12 protein-coding genes are annotated in these 15,769 nt (G+C 69.9%); 4 read left to right on the forward strand and 8 right to left on the reverse strand.

Annotated features, from left to right (window positions below; translation table 11 throughout):
• Positions 1–65: 65 nt before the first annotated feature.
• The 6 genes from fxsT to AB0M83_RS30265 all read right to left on the reverse strand — a co-directional run bounded on the left by fxsT (position 66) and on the right by AB0M83_RS30265 (position 9,869).
• Positions 66–4,247 (reverse strand): FxSxx-COOH system tetratricopeptide repeat protein, encoded by a 4,182-nt coding sequence (gene fxsT, locus AB0M83_RS30240; protein ID WP_364521895.1) that lies wholly within the window; start codon positions 4,245–4,247, stop codon positions 66–68.
• 3 nt (positions 4,248–4,250) lie between these two features.
• Complete coding sequence (locus AB0M83_RS30245) at positions 4,251–5,267, reverse strand: MoxR family ATPase (protein ID WP_364521897.1); 1,017 nt, start codon at positions 5,265–5,267, stop codon at positions 4,251–4,253.
• Positions 5,264–6,745, reverse strand: coding sequence for a hypothetical protein (locus tag AB0M83_RS30250; protein WP_364521899.1), 1,482 nt, complete (start codon positions 6,743–6,745; stop codon positions 5,264–5,266). Before AB0M83_RS30250 ends, AB0M83_RS30245 begins: the two co-directional genes overlap by 4 nt.
• Positions 6,746–6,887: 142 nt before the next feature.
• Positions 6,888–7,139 carry a hypothetical protein gene (locus AB0M83_RS30255; RefSeq protein WP_364521901.1) on the reverse strand — a complete coding sequence of 84 codons (252 nt, stop codon included), beginning with the start codon at positions 7,137–7,139 and terminating at the stop codon, positions 6,888–6,890.
• A 10-nt stretch (positions 7,140–7,149) separates the two neighbouring features.
• A complete protein-coding gene (katG, locus tag AB0M83_RS30260) occupies positions 7,150–9,420 on the reverse strand; it encodes a catalase/peroxidase HPI (protein WP_364521903.1) in 2,271 nt (756 codons plus the stop codon).
• 23 nt (positions 9,421–9,443) lie between these two features.
• Complete coding sequence (locus tag AB0M83_RS30265) at positions 9,444–9,869, reverse strand: Fur family transcriptional regulator (RefSeq protein ID WP_364521905.1); 426 nt, start codon at positions 9,867–9,869, stop codon at positions 9,444–9,446.
• Between the two features lie 304 nt (positions 9,870–10,173).
• Between AB0M83_RS30265 and AB0M83_RS30270 the strand changes: the two genes are divergently transcribed.
• The 3 genes from AB0M83_RS30270 (at position 10,174) to AB0M83_RS30280 (ending at position 12,365) form a co-directional block, all read left to right on the forward strand.
• Entirely contained in the window at positions 10,174–10,617 is a 444-nt protein-coding gene (locus AB0M83_RS30270) for a hypothetical protein (RefSeq protein WP_364521907.1), read from the forward strand.
• Between the two features lie 17 nt (positions 10,618–10,634).
• Entirely contained in the window at positions 10,635–11,252 is a 618-nt protein-coding gene (locus AB0M83_RS30275; RefSeq protein WP_364521909.1) for a hypothetical protein, read from the forward strand.
• A gap of 90 nt (positions 11,253–11,342) precedes the next feature.
• Positions 11,343–12,365, forward strand: coding sequence for an LLM class flavin-dependent oxidoreductase (locus AB0M83_RS30280; protein WP_364521911.1), 1,023 nt, complete (start codon positions 11,343–11,345; stop codon positions 12,363–12,365).
• Between the two features lie 44 nt (positions 12,366–12,409).
• On the opposite strand, the gene AB0M83_RS30285 is transcribed toward AB0M83_RS30280, so the two are convergent.
• The gene (locus AB0M83_RS30285; protein ID WP_364521913.1) at positions 12,410–13,174 is read right to left on the reverse strand and encodes a polysaccharide lyase family 7 protein; all 765 of its coding nucleotides are present in this window, start codon (positions 13,172–13,174) and stop codon (positions 12,410–12,412) included.
• Between the two features lie 250 nt (positions 13,175–13,424).
• On the opposite strand from AB0M83_RS30285, the gene AB0M83_RS30290 reads away from it, so the two are divergent.
• The gene (locus AB0M83_RS30290; protein ID WP_364521915.1) at positions 13,425–14,216 is read left to right on the forward strand and encodes a serine protease; all 792 of its coding nucleotides are present in this window, start codon (positions 13,425–13,427) and stop codon (positions 14,214–14,216) included.
• A 22-nt stretch (positions 14,217–14,238) separates the two neighbouring features.
• On the opposite strand, the gene AB0M83_RS30295 is transcribed toward AB0M83_RS30290, so the two are convergent.
• Entirely contained in the window at positions 14,239–15,657 is a 1,419-nt protein-coding gene (locus AB0M83_RS30295; protein WP_364521917.1) for an alpha/beta hydrolase, read from the reverse strand.
• Positions 15,658–15,769: the final 112 nt, after the last annotated feature.

The raw sequence follows: 15,769 nt of genomic DNA on the forward strand, positions 1-15,769 counted from the left end.
AAAAAGCCCCCGGTCGAGGGAATGGATTCCCTCGACCGGAGGCCCGTGTGTCCGGTGGCCCGGTGCTAGATCTGCATCGGGTCGATGTCGCAGTTGGCGCGGTGGTTGAACTGCGCGTCCGCGGTCGCCGGGTGCTCCGAGCCGAGGACCTGGCGCAGCCGCTGGACCGCGTTCAGCTGGAGACCGTCCGCTTCTTCGCCGCGGCCGAGCCCCCGCAGGTCGAGTGCCTGGTTGACCAGCAGCGCCAACGTCGACGGGTGGTCCGCGCCGAGCACCCGCTCGGAACGTTCGAGCGTCGCCTGATCGAGTGCGTAAGCGCCTTCGTAGTCACCCGATTCGGCGAGGTCGCTCGCGTGGTTCGTCGCGCAGACCAACGTGAACGGGTGGTCCGCACCGAGCGCTTCGGTCATGTCGGCCAGTGCTCGTTCGCCCAGTTCGCGTGCCTGCTCGACGGAACCGAGCAGGCGCAGCGTGACCGCGAGGTTGGTCGCGGCGGCCACGCTGAACGGGTGCTTTTCGCCCCAGCTCGCTTCGTAGAGGCCCTTGACGTGGTCGCCGAGCCGCCGCGCCTCGGCGAGGTTGCCGTCCTGGCGGTGCTCGATCGACAGGTCCATCGTCGCCGACATCGCGTCGGGGTGGGATTCCCCGTACTTGGTGACCAGCCCGTCGGTGGCCTCCATGGCCAGGGTGAGCGCCTTCTTGTCGCGGTGCAGACCCGCTTTGCGGTAGGCGATCGCGAGGTTCTTGATGGCCGCGAGGGTCATCGGGTGCCGGCCGCCCAGCTGCGAGCGCATCCGGCGGACGGTGTCCTCCTGCTCGGTGCGCGCCCGCAGGTAGTCGCCCGTCTCGCGCAGGTCGACCGACCAGTTGTCCAGGGTCAGCAACGTGTGCCGGTGGTCCGCGCCCAGGACGGTCTGCTTGCGCTGCGCCGTCCGCTCGTCGAGGTCGCGGGCGGCGGCGAAGTCGCCGACCAGCCGCAGGCTGAGCGCGTAGTTGTTGGCCGCGGCGAGCGTGTCCGGGTCTTCGTCACCGAAGCGGTCCAAAGCACTCAGGTAGGCGAACTCGTTCATCTGGCGCGCCCGCTCGAAGTCACCTTTGGCGCGCAGATCCGAGGCGACGCCGTGCATGGTGAGCAGCGTTTCCTCGTGCGTTTCGCCCAGGGTTTCCTGCATCAGCGCCAAGGTCCGCTCCGCGACGGTGCGGCCCTCTTCGAACCGGCCGAGCGCGCGCAGCATGCGTCCCCACCACCGCGAGACGACGAGCGTGTCGGGGTGTTTTTCGCCGAGCTTCTCGTTCCAGAACTGCGCGTAGTCCTGGGCCATTTCGAGGGCACCCGCGGGGTCGCCGAACGCGAAGAGGTAGTTGACCGCGTTGATCGCCATCCGGCGCACCCAGCGGTCGGTGCAGTTGCGGGCGTCGACGGCCCGGATGTGCGGGAGCAGTTCGGCGTAGCGCGACCAGTAGTCCACCGAGTCGGGCTGCTTGGGGTCGCGGTTGGCGAGCAGCAGGTGGGCGGTGTGGCGCACCCGCTCCTGGTCGTCCGGCCCGAGTTTGTTGCGCAGCACCAGCTGGACGAGGCGGTGCAGCTGCAACGTGTCGCTGCGGTGGTCGATCTTGGCGAGGCTGTAGCGGTTGATCTCGCGGATCGCGCGGCCCAGCTGGATGGGGTCGCCCAGGGTCTGCTCGAGCGCCTCGGAAGTCGGGACGTTGCGGACCCCGCTGAACATCGCGCGCGGAATGGGCTCCGGCGAGAAGAAGGCACACACTTCGAGCAGTTCCAGCGCGCCGGGGTTCTCGTCGCGCAGCCTGTCCAGCGAAACGTTCCACGCGGCTTCGACCGCGACGTCGTAGTCCGCCGGCGGCCGGGACTGGAGGAGTTCGGTGCGCTTGTTCTCGAACAGTTCCAGGTACTCGTCGGTCGCCATGCCGGTTTCGGCGCGCCAGGCCGCGGCCTGTTCGACGGCCAGCGGCAGGTCGCCCAGCACGGTGGCCAGCCGGTCGGCGTCCTCGTCGGCGAGGTCGCGGTTGCGCCGCTGGAGCAGTTCCCGGCTTTCCGAGCGCCGGAAGACGTCCACCTCGACCGCCTGCGAAACTTCGGACCACTGCGGGTTCCGGGACGTGACGAGGATGTGGCCCTCACCGCGCCGCGGCCAGAACCGGCGGACGTCCTCGGGCCGGTCGGCGTTGTCGAACACCAGCAGCCAGCGGCGATAGGGTTCGCCGCCGCCCAGTGCCTCCAGCACGGCGGGCACCGCGGTGTCCACCGACTGCTCCACCGGAAGATCGAGCCGCTTCGCCAGTTTTACCAGCGACGCCTGGATTTCCGAAGGGTTCTCCGAGGGAATCCACCAGATCAGGTCGTATTCTTCGGCGTGCCGGTAGACGTATTCGACCGCGATCTGGGATTTGCCGATGCCGCCCATCCCGTGCAGCGCACCGGGCAGTACGGCCGTACGGGTCGATTTGGAGAGTTCACCGTGCAACGCGCGCAGGATGTCTCCGCGCCCGATGAAGTTGACGTTGCGCAGCGGAACGCCGCCCCAGACGGCGGGCTGCTGGCCGGAGTGGCGGACCTCAGTGCCCGCCTCCGAACTCGTGGTGGTCACTGAAATCCCTCGAGGCTTGATCGGTTCAGCTTGCGAATCGGATGCGGCGGACCTTACATCACCGTCAATCGCGCGCGGCGCGAGGTCGTTACGGGTGTTTCGGAACCGGTCCAAGGCTTCACCCAATCGGTTCGCCCTCCGGGTGTACGGTCCTGAGAGGGCTCTCAAAGTGTCACGCTGAACAGTCAACAAGGGTTCAGTGTGCGACGTAACCGCCGGTAGGTTTACTTCATCGGGCCTGCTCAGCACATCGCGCAGATTCGCCACCACCGGTTCTCGCGGGCCCAGGACGTCCTGGACCACCCGTTGGACCCGGGCGGTGTCCGCGCGCGACACCAGAGCCAGCAACCGCCGCCGCAGTCCCGGCGCGAAGTCGTACTCCACCGGGCTTCCGCCGTCCGGGTCCGGGGGGACCCGGTGCAGCAACCGGCTCAGCAGGATTTCCGCCAGGTGAGCGGGCCGCGCCTGGTGCATCAGGGTTCCGTGCACCGCCTGCATCACACGCAGGGTGAGCGGTGCCGCGGCCAGCAACCCGGCCAATCGGATCGCGGGCGAAGTGCCCGTGGCGAGGAACTTTTCCAGCCTTTCGGTGGGTGAAGGTGGTTCCTCAGTATGCTCCGCGTCATCCGCGATGTCTTCGTTCATAGGGGGGACCAGTACGGGGAGCCGCACGCCGGGAGTACCGGAGACCAGTTCGGCCCAGCGGCGCACGTGCCGGGGTTCCAGTTCCAGCACCGGGATCGGGTTCGCGGTGCCGGGGCGGACACCGCGCAAGGTCTGTGACACCACGCTCACGCCTGTCCAGCTCCAGCGTTCGGCAGGCAGGAGGTGGAAGAGCGTCACCGGGCAGGTTTTGGCCCACAGCGACAGGACCTCGAACATCGACCCGCTGCGCCACGCGGGGCCGACGCCGTCGCTGAGCACCACGATGACGCGCCGCCCGGTGGGGTCGGCCAATTGCGCCGGCTCGCAGCCGGTGCCCGGTGCGGTTTCCACGGACCGCACGACGGAATCGTCGGTGTCCACCGAAACCGTCTTGACGTCGGAAAACGCGCCCTGCCTTTCCAGCAGGGCGCGAAAGGCGCGGGAAGTGCGTTCCCAGAGCACCATGGAAGAACCGCGGTCGACGACCAGCACGACCTCGAACGGGTGACCGCGAGAGGGCCGGTGCACCGGTAGCCAGACCTTGGTTTCCGCCGCGGCGATCGCGGTCTCTTCCTCGTCCAGTTCGGTTCGGTGCTTCAGGCGGACGACGCGGTTCAGCGGCCGCAGCGCCTTCGCCAGTCCCTGGGGCAGGCTCGGCGGAACCACCCGGGTCGGCGGGGTCGCCAAGGGTTTCGGCCGCGCGCGCGGCCGGACCGGGACCGGTTCGAGGGGGAGCGGGGGCGGTTCCGGGTGCTCCGGCGGCCGCGCCGGGTCCGGGCGGACCGGCGGCGGGTGCTCGGCGCGGAACTCCGGTGGCGGCTCGGGTTCCGGTTCCGGCTCGGGTGGGGCTGGTGGCGGGCGTTCGGGACGCGGCCGTGGTTCCGTTTCCGCGCGCGGCGGTTCGCTCGCCGCGATGCGGGCGGCGAGCCAGACCGCGTCGGCGATCTCGTTCGCGCTGAGCGCCTCGGTGGCGAGGCGGTCGACCGGGTCGGCCATTCCTCAGTCCGTTCCCCGGACGTTGAGCCGCCGCCACAGGGTGTCGCGCAGGACCTCCCAGTTCGCGTCGTGCTGGTGCGCGCCCGAGGTCGTCAGGTGCAGGGCGTTGAGCAGCTGGTCGTTGGCGAGGCCGCCTTCCTGCCCGCTGCTGGTGAGGAACTCGTGGATGAGGTCGTCGCTGCGCGGCGGGACGTCGCGGAAGTGCGCGGCCACCATGCTCACCAGCTCTTCGAAGCCGGGCTGCGGCATGTCGAGCCGCAGGCAGCGGCGCAGGAACGCGGGCGGGAAGTCCCGTTCGCCGTTGCTCGTCACGACCACGACCGGGAAGGCACGGCACTGGACGTGGCCTTCGCGCACGGTCGCCCGGCCGCCGCGGTCGTGCGTGAAGACGGTGACCTCGGGCTGGCCGGCGGCGATCCGGGTCAGCGGCTGGATTTCGAAGTCGCCGTCCTCGAACACCGACAGCAGGTCGTTGGGCAGGTCGATGTCCGACTTGTCGAGCTCGTCGATCAGGAGCACGCGCGGCCGGTCGTAGGGGAGCAGAGCGGTGCCGAGCGGGCCGAGGCGGACGAACCCGCCGATGTCCGCGCCCTCCTCGGTCGCCGCGGCCTGGACGCGGCCGATGGCGTCGTAGGTCCACATCCCGTCGCGGGACACGGTGCGGCTGCTGATCGGCCAGCGCAGCACGGGGCCGAGTCCCAGCTCCCGCGCGATCTTGTAGGCCAGGCTGGACTTCCCGGTACCGGGGTTGCCGGTGACCAGCAGTGGGCGCCGCAGGTACAAGGCGGCGTTGACGGTCAGGACCTCTTCGAGCGTCGCGTCCCGCGACGAGGCGACGGCCGGCACCCCGAGCCGGCGGACGAACTCGGCGTCGGTCACCGGCGGGACGGGCAGCGCCGGCCCGCCGTCGAAGGTGCGCCAGCTGGGCGCGGCGGGCAGCTCGGGAGCGTCCTCACCGGCCGGCGGCGGCAGCCCGTGACCGCGGTAGACGCACCATGGCGGGATCTCGGCACCGCTCATCGGGCGGGCACCTCCTCGATCGGGGCCGCGGGGGGATCCTGCGGCTCGACGGGTCTGTCCGGGTCGTCCCAGAGGAGCGAAACCCGGCTGCCCACGTGGGAATCGGGCCGGGCCGCCTGCCGGGCCCGGCTGCGCAGCAGGCGCAGGTGTTCGACGAGCTCGGGCAGGAAGTCGCGCAGGGACTTGATCTCCGCCTCGAACGCCGAGCGCGCGGCTTCGGTGCGGTGCCAGATCATCACCGGGATCCCGGTCCGGACGCCGACCAGCACCTCGCCGGGGTCCGCGCCGTCCGGCACCGAACGCAGCACGAGCGACACGACCTTCTTCTGCTCGGCCAGTTTCGCGTCGAGCGCGGTCAGGTGCCGCCGCTTCGCGCCGTCGCTCCACAGCCAGTGCTCTTCGGGTGTCGTCAGCCCGGCGGGCACCTTCTTGAGCAGGTCCCACCGCCGTCGCCATTCGCGGTGCCAGCGGGGCGAGCGCGCGCGGTCGAGGCTGCGGACGACCACCTGGTAGTGCAGCCCCAGCGGACGCGGCAGCGAACTGCCCTCCTCCAGGTCCCACTGGTCCACGGGCAGGTTCAGCAGCTCGTACGGGAGCAGGAACTCGATCCGGATCGCGGAGGCGTCCCTGGCCCAGCCGGTCTCGGCCGCGGTGACCAGGTCGGCGACGTGCGCGCGGACGGCGTCGAGGTCGCCGGTGAACGGCTCGCTGCGCCGGGGCCGCCAGCCGGTCGGATCGTTGTGCCGCCAGTGCACGACGACGAGCCGGCCGGCGTCGAGCAGGTCCGGTTCGATGCGGACCACGAGGTAGGCGACGACCTCCTCCGGCGTGGCGGGTTCGGTGGCCTGAGCCAGCCGGACGGCCAGGATCTGCTCGGTCACGCCCAGCCGCGCGGCCTGCCGGTCGTTCCAGTCGCGCAGACCTTCGGCACGCTGGTCGCCGGCCGCGGCCGCGAGGTACTCGACGAACAGCAGCAGCGGCGGAATCCCGTCCGGCTGCGCGTTCATCCGTTCGAGCGTCGCCAGTGCGTCCGCCGGCCGGTGGTCGGCCGAGGTCAGCTCGGCCGCGGGCCCGGCGGCGGCACGCACGAGTTCGGCCAGCCGGCTGCTGGGGTTCTCGCCGAGCAGGTTCAGCAGTTCCCGCCGGTCGTACTCGGTGACCAGATCGAGAGTGGCCATGTCTTCGACGGCGGCCCGCGCCCGTTGCACGGGGATGGACCCGGGCTCCATCTGTTCGACGGCATCGACGAAGGCCGCGAGCGCCCGCGGGTGCTGCCGCCGGCAGGCCTGCACGATGCCGATCAGGCTCGCCCGGGTGGTCGGCAGATCCTCGACGACGAGCGGCATGCCGAGGTGGTCGGCCAGCAGTTCGAGACAGAGGCGCCGGCTGCCGGAATCGCGCAGGCACGGGATCTGCTCCAGGCAGTCGATGAGGAACGCGAGGGAACTCGGGTACTCAGAGCCGCTCCACGACGTCACCCCGCCCCCTCCCGCACCCTCCGGAAGTAACGGAATATCCCAGTAGTACCGGCGGGGACAACCGCTGAGGTGCTATCTCAACCGGACGGCCTATTGCAAGCGGCCGGACGGAGCCGGGGTTCTGGCGCTTCGTGACTGCTCTTCACGAGACGGCCGCGGCCGAGCGGAGCCGCGTCTGAGTGTCTTCCATCCACCGCAGTACGTCCGACCAGTGATCCACATCGTCGACGGTGATGGGGTTCTTCGCGTCGATCCGTTCCGGATCCCGGTCGGCTTCGTGCGCGATTCGGTTGCCCCGTTCGACAGTGCCGACCTGCAGCCGTTCGAGGTACCGGCGGATCTCCGCGAAAAGAACGGGCCCGGCCGATCCCGAAGGATCAGCCGGGCCCGTCACCGAACCGGAATCAGACCAGGTCGAACCGGTCCAGCTCCATGACCTTCGTCCACGCCGCCACGAAGTCCGACACGAACTTCTCGCGCGCGTCGTCGCTTGCGTACACCTCGGACAGTGCCCGCAGCTGGGAGTTCGACCCGAACACCAGGTCGACCGCCGTTGCGGTCCACTTCAGCTTGTCCGTGCTCGCGTCGAGGATCTCGTACACGTTCTCCTCGGACTCCGATGCCTTCCAGCGCGTCCCCGGGGAAAGCAGGTTGGCGAAGAAGTCGTTCGTGAGCACGCCCGGGCGGTCGGTGAAGACGCCGTGCTGCGTGGTGCCCGTGTCCAGCGCGCGCAGCCCGCCGACCAGGACCGTCATCTCCGGGGCCGTCAGGTTGAGCATGTACGCGCGCTCGACCAGGAGCGTCTCCGGCTGGAGCTTCTCGCCCGCCCGCAGGTAGTTGCGGAACCCGTCGGCGCGCGGCTCGAGCACCTTGAACGAGTCCGTGTCCGTCTGCTCCTGGGTCGCGTCCGTGCGGCCCGGGTGGAACGGCACGGTCGTCTCGACGCCGGCGTCGCGCGCCGCCTTCTCGACCGCCGCCGAGCCCGCCAGGACGATCAGGTCCGCCAGCGAGATCTGCGCGCCGCCCGCCTCGTTGAACTCGCGCTGGATGCCCTCGAGCTTCGACAGGACCGTCGCGAGCTGCTCCGGCTGGTTGACCTCCCAGTTCCGCTGCGGCTCGAGGCGGATGCGGGCACCGTTCGCGCCACCGCGCTTGTCGGTGGAGCGGAAGCTCGCGGCCGACGCCCACGCGGTCGACACCAGCTGGGACACCGAAAGACCGGACTCCAGCACCTTCGCCTTGAGAGCGGCGATGTCGGCGTCACCGACGAGCTCGCCCTCGACGGCCGGCACCGGGTCCTGCCACAGCTGCGGCTCGGCGACCCACGGGCCGAGGAAGCGGCTGACCGGGCCCATGTCGCGGTGCAGCAGCTTGTACCACGCCTTGGCGAACGCCAGCGCGAACTCGTCCGGGTTCTCCAGGAACCGGCGCGAGATCGGGCCGTAGACCGGGTCGAAGCGCAGCGACAGGTCCGTCGTCAGCATCGTCGGCTTGTGCTTCTTGGTGGGGTCGTACGGGTCCGGGATGATCTCCGGGGCGTCCTTGGCGACGTACTGCTTGGCGCCGCCGGGGCTCGTGGTGAGCTCCCATTCGTAGCCGAACAGGATCTCGAAGAAGCGGTTGCTCCACTCCGTCGGCTTGTCGGTCCACGTCACCTCGAGGCCACTGGTGATCGTGTCCGGGCCCTTGCCGCTGCCGTGGGTGCTCAGCCAGCCGAGGCCCTGGGCCTCCAGGTCCGCGCCCTCGGGCTCCGGGCCGACGTGGTCGTCGGCGACACCGGCGCCGTGGGTCTTGCCGAAGGTGTGGCCACCGGCGATGAGGGCGACGGTCTCCTCGTCGTTCATCGCCATCCGGGCGAAGGTCTCCCGGATGAAGTGCGCCGCCGCCTCGAAGTCCGCGCTGCCGCGGGGACCCTCGGGGTTGACGTAGATGAGGCCCATCTCGGTCGCGCCGACCTCGGGCGCCATCTCCGCGTCGCTGACGTAGCGCTCGTCACCCAGCCAGTCGTCCTCGGGGCCCCAGAAGATCTCCTCCGGCTCCCAGGTGTCGACGCGGCCGAAACCGAAGCCGAAGGTCTTGAAGCCCATCGACTCCAGCGCGACGTTGCCGGCCAGCACCAGCAGGTCGGCCCACGAGATCTTCTGGCCGTACTTCTGCTTGACCGGCCACAGCAGGCGGCGCGCCTTGTCGAGGTTGGCGTTGTCCGGCCAGCTGTTGAGCGGGGCGAACCGCTGGCCGCCGTCACCGGCGCCGCCGCGGCCGTCGTGGATGCGGTAGGTGCCCGCGGCGTGCCAGCTCATCCGGATCATCAGGCCGCCGTAGTGGCCGAAGTCGGCCGGCCACCAGTCCTGCGAGGTCGTGAGCACCTCGGTGATGTCCCGCTTGAGGGCCTCGACGTCGAGCTTCGCGAACTCCTTGGCGTAGGCGAAGTTCTCGCCGAGCGGGTTGCTCTTCGACGAGTGGGCGTGCAGCACCGTCAGGTCGAGCTGGTTGGGCCACCAGTCCTTGTTGGTGCGCGGACGGCCACCCGTCTTCGGCTGCGGCGAATCGATCGCCGGGTTCTCGCTCTCGCTGCCGTGCGAGGTCACCGAGTCGTGCGCGACCGGGCAGCCGGCCGCCGCCTTCTTGTCCACACCCTGTGCGCTCGAGGGGGTGCTGTCCTGGGTGTTGCTCATCTACTTCCTTCCGGAGCCGGCGTTCATTCGGGAGTTCGGGCGGCCGCGCAGTCGGGGCAGGTGCCCCAGTACACGACCTCCGCCTGGTCGATCACGAAACCGTGGTCGTCCGAGGCGGTCAGGCACGGGGTGTGGCCGACGGCGCAGTCGACGTCCGCGATCGCACCGCAGGTGCGGCACACGACGTGGTGGTGGTTGTCCCCGACCCGGGACTCGTACCGCGCGGTCGCGCCCGCGGGTTGGATGCGCCGCACCAGGCCGGTGTCGGTGAGCGCCCGCAGGACGTCGTAGATCGTCTGGTGCGACACCGTCGGGTGCTCGGCCCGCACCAGTTCGATCACCGTCTCGGTGTCGACGTGCGGGTGGTCCCGCAACGCGGTGAGCACGGCCAGCCTCGGCCGCGTCACCCGCAACGAGACCGCCCGCAGCTGCGCCTCGAAGTCGGTCATCACAGGGCCCACCCTAGGGGGCTTCTCTGGAATGAGTCAAGTTACGGCGGGGGGAATTTTCATGATCGTGTCACCGAGGGTGACGAGATCGACGGCTCCCGTCACTGGGACGGCGTACTGTACCGCGCCGCCGACTGGTCCGCACGCCGGTGCCGGGGCCCGTGAGGGAATGGGGCAGACCCCGGTGCCCCGACGGGCACCGCGCGCGCCATTCCGCCCGGGTCGTCGTACTTTCGAAAGAAGAAGATCTTTTCCGTTTTCGCAGAAAGGAACCACAACGGTGGGCAAATGGACCAGAACGGCCATGACGACGACGGCCGCGGCGGCGAGCATGAGCCTTTTCGGCGCTCTTCCGGCGGCTGCCGCCGACGGCACCCGGCACTGCGTGCTGAACTCGGAAACCGGGGTGGAGAAATGCGCGACGGGAACCCAGCGTTCGGCACTGGTCGCGCAGGAAGCCGGCCAGGTCGTGCAGGGCACCTTCTTCGACGGGCCCGACTACACGGGGAACTCGCTGACGATCACCGGACCCGAACTGTGCAAGAAGGACGGCTGGGTCAACTGGCAGTTCGACCTCGGCGACGACTGGAAGAACAAGATCAGTTCCGTGCAGCCGTGGGGTGACTGCTGGGTCTGGCTCTACCCGGAGCCGAACCTCGGCGGCGACCGCGACGGCCCGTTCAAGGAGAACACCGGCAACGTCGGGTCCTTCATGGACGACCGCACCCAGTCCATCGGTTTCAGCTGAGCGAAGGAGTGATCACCATGACGGGCAAGCGCACCGCGTGGACGGCGGCGGGCCTCGGCCTGCTGACCGCCGCCGGCCTCGTCCTCACCGCGCCCGGCGCGTCGGCCGACGGCGGGCCCACCGCACGGGAACTGCTCGACAAGTGCGGCAACGGCACGGACTCGTGCGTGTTCCACCCGGCCGGTCCGCCGGAGGAGCACACCGGGGCCGGGCACCAGGTCGGCGAAGCGGCCTTCAACTGCACCGGCGACCTGCAGCGCAGCACGGTGAACTGGTCCGACACGACGGGCGAGTCGAACAGTTTCGGAGTATCCCTTTCGGCCGAATACGGATTCTCGGAAGTGTTCAAGGTTTCGATCGAAACTTCGTACCAGCACACCTGGGAGTCTTCGCACACCGAAGGACAGGCGACGAACGTCGACGTCCGGCCCGGGGAAAAGGGCTGGGTGGAACGCGCGCCGAAGATGCAGAAAGTGCACGGCACCTACGAAATGCATTTCCCGGACCGGTTCTACGACCACTACATCTGGTACCAGGACTTCGACGCGGACGGCCCGGTGCCCGGCTCGACCGGGGACATCACGCAGCACACCGCGCCGATGACCGACCAGGAGCGCGCCGAGCACTGCGGCTGAGCTCCCCGGCCGCCGCCGCGCGAGGGGTGCGGCGGCGGCCGGTTCGCGCGCGCCGGGAATCATTTCCCGCCGCCGGACGCTGGGAGAGGTGTGAAGAAGATCGGTTTCCTCTCGTTCGGCCACTGGTCGGCGAGCCCGCACTCCGAGACCCGGTCCGCCGCGGACTTCCTGCACCAGTCGATCGACCTGGCGGTCGCGGCCGAGGAGCTCGGCGTCGACGGCGCGTACTTCCGCGTGCACCACTTCGCGCGGCAGGCGGCGAGCCCGTTCCCGCTGCTCTCGGCGATCGGGGCGCGCACGTCGAAGATCGAGATCGGCACCGGCGTGATCGACATGCGCTACGAGAACCCGCTGTACATGATCGAGGACGCGGGAGCCGCCGACCTCATCTCCGGCGGCCGGCTCCAGCTCGGCATCAGCCGGGGATCCCCCGAGCAGGTGATCGAGGGCTGGCGCTACTTCGGGTACGCCCCCGCCGACGGGGAGACCGACGCCGACATGGCCCGGCAGCACACCGAGGTCTTCCTCAAGCTGCTCGACGGCGAGGGCTTCGCGCAGCCGAACCCGCGGCCGATGTTCGCCAACCCGCCGGGGCTGCTGCGGCTCGAACCGCACTCCGAGGGCCTGCGGGACCGCATCTGGTGGGGTTCGAGCTCGAACGCGACCAGCGTCTGGGCCGCGAAGCTGGGGATGAACCTGCAGAGCTCGACGCTCAAGGACGACGAGACGGGCGAGCCGCTGCACGTCCAGCAGCGCAAGCAGATCGAGGCCTACCGGGAGGCGTGGCAGGAGGCCGGCCACGCCCGCGAGCCGCGCGTGTCGGTCAGCCGCAGCATCTTCGCGCTGACGAACGACCGTGACCGCGCCTACTTCGGCGGCGACCGCAACTCGCGCGACCAGGTCGGCATGATCGACGAGAACACCCGCGCGATCTTCGGCCGCTCGTACGCGGCCGAGCCGGACGAGCTGGTGCGGGAGCTCAAGGAGGACGAGGCGGTCCAGGCCGCGGACACCCTCCTGCTGACCATCCCGAACCAGCTCGGCGTCGACTACAACGTGCACGTGCTCGAGAGCATCCTCACCCACGTGGCCCCGGAGCTCGGCTGGCGCTGACGCCCACCCGGCCCGGTGCCGTCGGGGCACCGGGCCGGTGGCGGTCAGCCGTGCGAAACCGTCAGGCCGTAGAACGCGACGCGCGCGCCCTTGGTCGTGCTGTCCGACGAGGACTGGTTGTACGAGCCCGCCTTGAAGTACTGCTTGTACGCCTTGAACGACGACGGGATCGAGTAGTGGGTGGTGCTGCCGTTGACCGTCAGGTCGATGGTGTTGCCGCCCGAGATGCCGATCGTGTACGTCCAGGTCTTGCCGATCGACACGTGCCCGACGGTGTGGGCCGTCTGGCCGCCGTCGGGGGAGTTCTCCGTGCCCAGGACGATGTCGCCGCTGGAGCGGTAGTACAGCTCCAGCAACGGTTTGGTCGACGAGCCGCCCGTGCCGAGGTGGACCTGGCCCACGCACACGTTCGACGTCACCGACACCACGCGCAGCGTCGCGCTCAGCTTGTGCGACCCGCTCAGCGACCAGTTCGCGGCCGAGCCGTCGCGGTTCATCTCGCGCAGCTCGGACCGCGCGTAGTTCGAGTTCGGGGTGGTGACGCCCTTCTCCGGCGCCCAGAAGGTCATCGCGCCGTCGCGGGTGTCGGTGTAGAAGTAGCTGTCCTGGAAGCCGTTCGGGCCCTTGAGCCGGGACGACGAGATCGTGGTCGGCGAGCCGGGGGAGCCGACCGGCTCCTGCAGCTGCCAGATTCCCAGGTCGAAGTTGCCGCCCGGGGCGACGGACGGGTCGGCCGCCCGCGCGGGGAGGGCGGCGCCGGCGAGCAGGGCCGGGACCGCCAGCAGGACGAGCAGGGAACGCACGCGCATCGAGGATGTCCTTTCACGGGATAAATGGTCTGGACAACTCGGCGGCGTGAGAAAACGTTAAGACGGCGTTGGCAGGTTGTCAAGGATTGACGGCGCTACCGTGCAAGCTGCCGGCTCGCCACCTGTGTCGGACAAAAACCAACCATCGTCGTCATATGGTCAGGAAGCGACTTTCGTAGCTAACCGCGACCACGGCTGGTCTGGTCTGCTCCCGGGTACCACCTCCACAGGTCCCCGAAGGGAGATGTTCATGCAGGTAGATGGACGTTCCGTGGTCCGGCGGGCCGCGACGGTCCTCGCCGCGGCCGGAGCCCTCGCCGTCGTCGTCGCACCCGGTGCGTCGGCCGGTGATCCGCGGATCGTGGGCGGCACGCCGACCACGATCGAAGAGTTCCCGGCCACCGTGATCTTCAACGTCAACGGCGCGCAGCACTGCGCCGGCACCCTGGTCGCGAAGAACAAGGTGCTGACCGCCGCGCACTGCACCGACGGCGTCGAGGCGGCGCAGATGGAGATCATCGGCGGGCAGACGAAGTTCGGCGACACCTCCGGGACGAAGGCCGGCGTGAGCGACGTCTGGCAGAACCCGGACTTCACCGTGAACGGGATGCAGCACGACAACGCCGTGCTGACGCTCGACAAGGAACTGCCGTACGAACCGGCCACGCTGGTGCAGTCGGCCGGCGACGCCGCCTACCAGGCGGGCAAGGACGTCACGGTGGTCGGCTGGGGCACGACGTCCGAGGGCGGCGACGTCTCCGACACGCTGCTCGAGGTGACGGTCCCGGTGGTGGACAACGACACCTGCGCGGAGAAGTACAGCGCGGGCAGCACGACCTACGACAAGGCGTCGATGTTCTGCGCGGGCGTGCCCGAAGGCGGCAAGGACTCCTGCCAAGGCGACTCGGGCGGTCCCGCCTACGTCGACGGCAAGCTCGCCGGCATCGTCTCGTGGGGCGAAGGCTGCGCCCGCAAGGACTTCCCGGGCGTGTACACCAATGTCGGCAACGACTACCCGGTGATCAGCTCGCACCTGGGCTGAGCCAGGACCGGGCGGTGGTGGCTCAGGCCGGACAGCCGAAGTCGTGGTGGGGTGTCTTCAGCGTCAGCAGGTAGCCGTCCACCGCCGCCCGGGTGCACGCGGTGCGCCGGTAGGCCCCGTGCCCCGAGCCTTCGTAGGTCAGCAGCGTGGTGTTCGCCGGCGCCTGGCGGTGGACGTTCACCGCCCAGGCATAGGGCGTCGACGGGTCGTAGCGGCTGCTGAGCAGCAGGATCCGCGGTGCTCGCGAGATGTCCAGCCGGTGCGGCGGGTTCGCGGGCGGGCCGTCGACGCCGAGGCACGCGGTGGCTTCGTCGTGGCCGATGGTGCTGCCACGCATGATCGGCGACCGGTGCAGCTCTTCGGCGTGCATCGCCGAGTACTGCGCGAAGTTCCGCATCCGCAGGTCGAAGTCCTGGCAGACGACGGCCAGGCGGATCGACGGGTAGTTGGGCGTGAACTCGGCCCGCATCGGGGAACTGCCCGCCGCGGTATCGGCGATCACCTGACCCACGTCGTCCCAGTCCGGGATGCGCATGTCGTCGTACACCCGGTCGCGCAGCCAGTTGTGCGGGAACGGCATCCCGTCGGCGGCGGTCTGCGCCCGGCGCCAGGTCGCGAGGATGTCCTGGCCGTGCAGTGCGCAGGTCTCCGTCCGGTCGCACCACGCGGTGAACTGCCCGAACAACTCGTCCACGGCGGCGGCCCGGTCGCCGACGAAGTGCGTGAGATCCACGCTGTGGTCGATGACGCCGTCCAGCACCATCGCACGGACGTGGCCGCCGTACCGCTCGGCGTACTGCTGGCCGAGCAGCGTGCCGTAGGAGGTGCCGTGGAAGCTGATCTTCTCCTCGCCGAGCGCGCGGCGGACCGCGTCCAGGTCACGGGCGTTGGCGGCGGTGTCGGCGTGGTCGAAGATCGGCCGGTTCCGGGCACGGCAGTCCGCGACCACCTGCCGGTTGTGCGCGCGCAGCGCGTCGAACTGCGCCCGGTCGGCGGGTTCGTCGGCGCGCTCGTCGGGCGGGTCGGCGCAGTCGATGAACCCGCTGTTGCCGGTGCCGCGCAGGTCGAAGCCCACGACGTCGAACCGGTCCCGCAGCTCCGGGCCGAAGTAGCCGGGGGACAGCGCGATCTCCGCGCCGGACGAGCCGGGGCCACCGGCGTCGGCCAGCAGGACGCCGAGGCGGTGGGCGGGGTCGGTGGCGCGGTGCCGGGCGACCGCGAGGCCGATCGACGGCCCGTGCGGCCGGTCCCAGTCGAGCGGCACCCGGAGCGTGCCGCACTCCCCGTCGGGAACGCCGGGGTTGTCCGGGTCGTCCGGACAGGTCGTCCAGGCGATGGGGGACGGCGACCAAGTCGTGTCCGCGAGCGCGGGGGTCGCGCCGGTCAGCAGGACGGTGCTGGTCAGGAAAGCGCTTGCCAGGACAGCTCCGAACGCCCGCACGGCGCCCCCTCCACGTGTCGGTCCGGAACCGACCGTAGGGCGCCCGGGGCCGGACCACAAGCGTTCGCGGGAAGGAAAAACCCACCGTTCGGCGGGAGTGGATCGTGCTTAT

It is taken from the genome of Amycolatopsis sp. NPDC051106 (genome assembly GCF_040682775.1).
Taxonomy (GTDB): domain Bacteria; phylum Actinomycetota; class Actinomycetes; order Mycobacteriales; family Pseudonocardiaceae; genus Amycolatopsis.

Excerpts from the sequence above, each read along its gene's own strand:
- AB0M83_RS30285 (WP_364521913.1), bottom strand. The coding sequence starts at position 13,174 with ATGCGCGTGCGTTCCCTGCTCGTCCTGCTGGCGGTCCCGGCCCTGCTC.
- AB0M83_RS30270 (WP_364521907.1), top strand. The coding sequence starts at position 10,174 with ATGACGACGACGGCCGCGGCGGCGAGCATGAGCCTTTTCGGCGCTCTT.
- fxsT (WP_364521895.1), bottom strand. The coding sequence starts at position 4,247 with ATGGCCGACCCGGTCGACCGCCTCGCCACCGAGGCGCTCAGCGCGAAC.
- katG (WP_364521903.1), bottom strand. The coding sequence starts at position 9,420 with ATGAGCAACACCCAGGACAGCACCCCCTCGAGCGCACAGGGTGTGGAC.
- AB0M83_RS30290 (WP_364521915.1), top strand. The coding sequence starts at position 13,425 with ATGCAGGTAGATGGACGTTCCGTGGTCCGGCGGGCCGCGACGGTCCTC.
- AB0M83_RS30245 (WP_364521897.1), bottom strand. The coding sequence starts at position 5,267 with ATGAGCGGTGCCGAGATCCCGCCATGGTGCGTCTACCGCGGTCACGGG.
- AB0M83_RS30265 (WP_364521905.1), bottom strand. The coding sequence starts at position 9,869 with ATGACCGACTTCGAGGCGCAGCTGCGGGCGGTCTCGTTGCGGGTGACG.
- AB0M83_RS30275 (WP_364521909.1), top strand. The coding sequence starts at position 10,635 with ATGACGGGCAAGCGCACCGCGTGGACGGCGGCGGGCCTCGGCCTGCTG.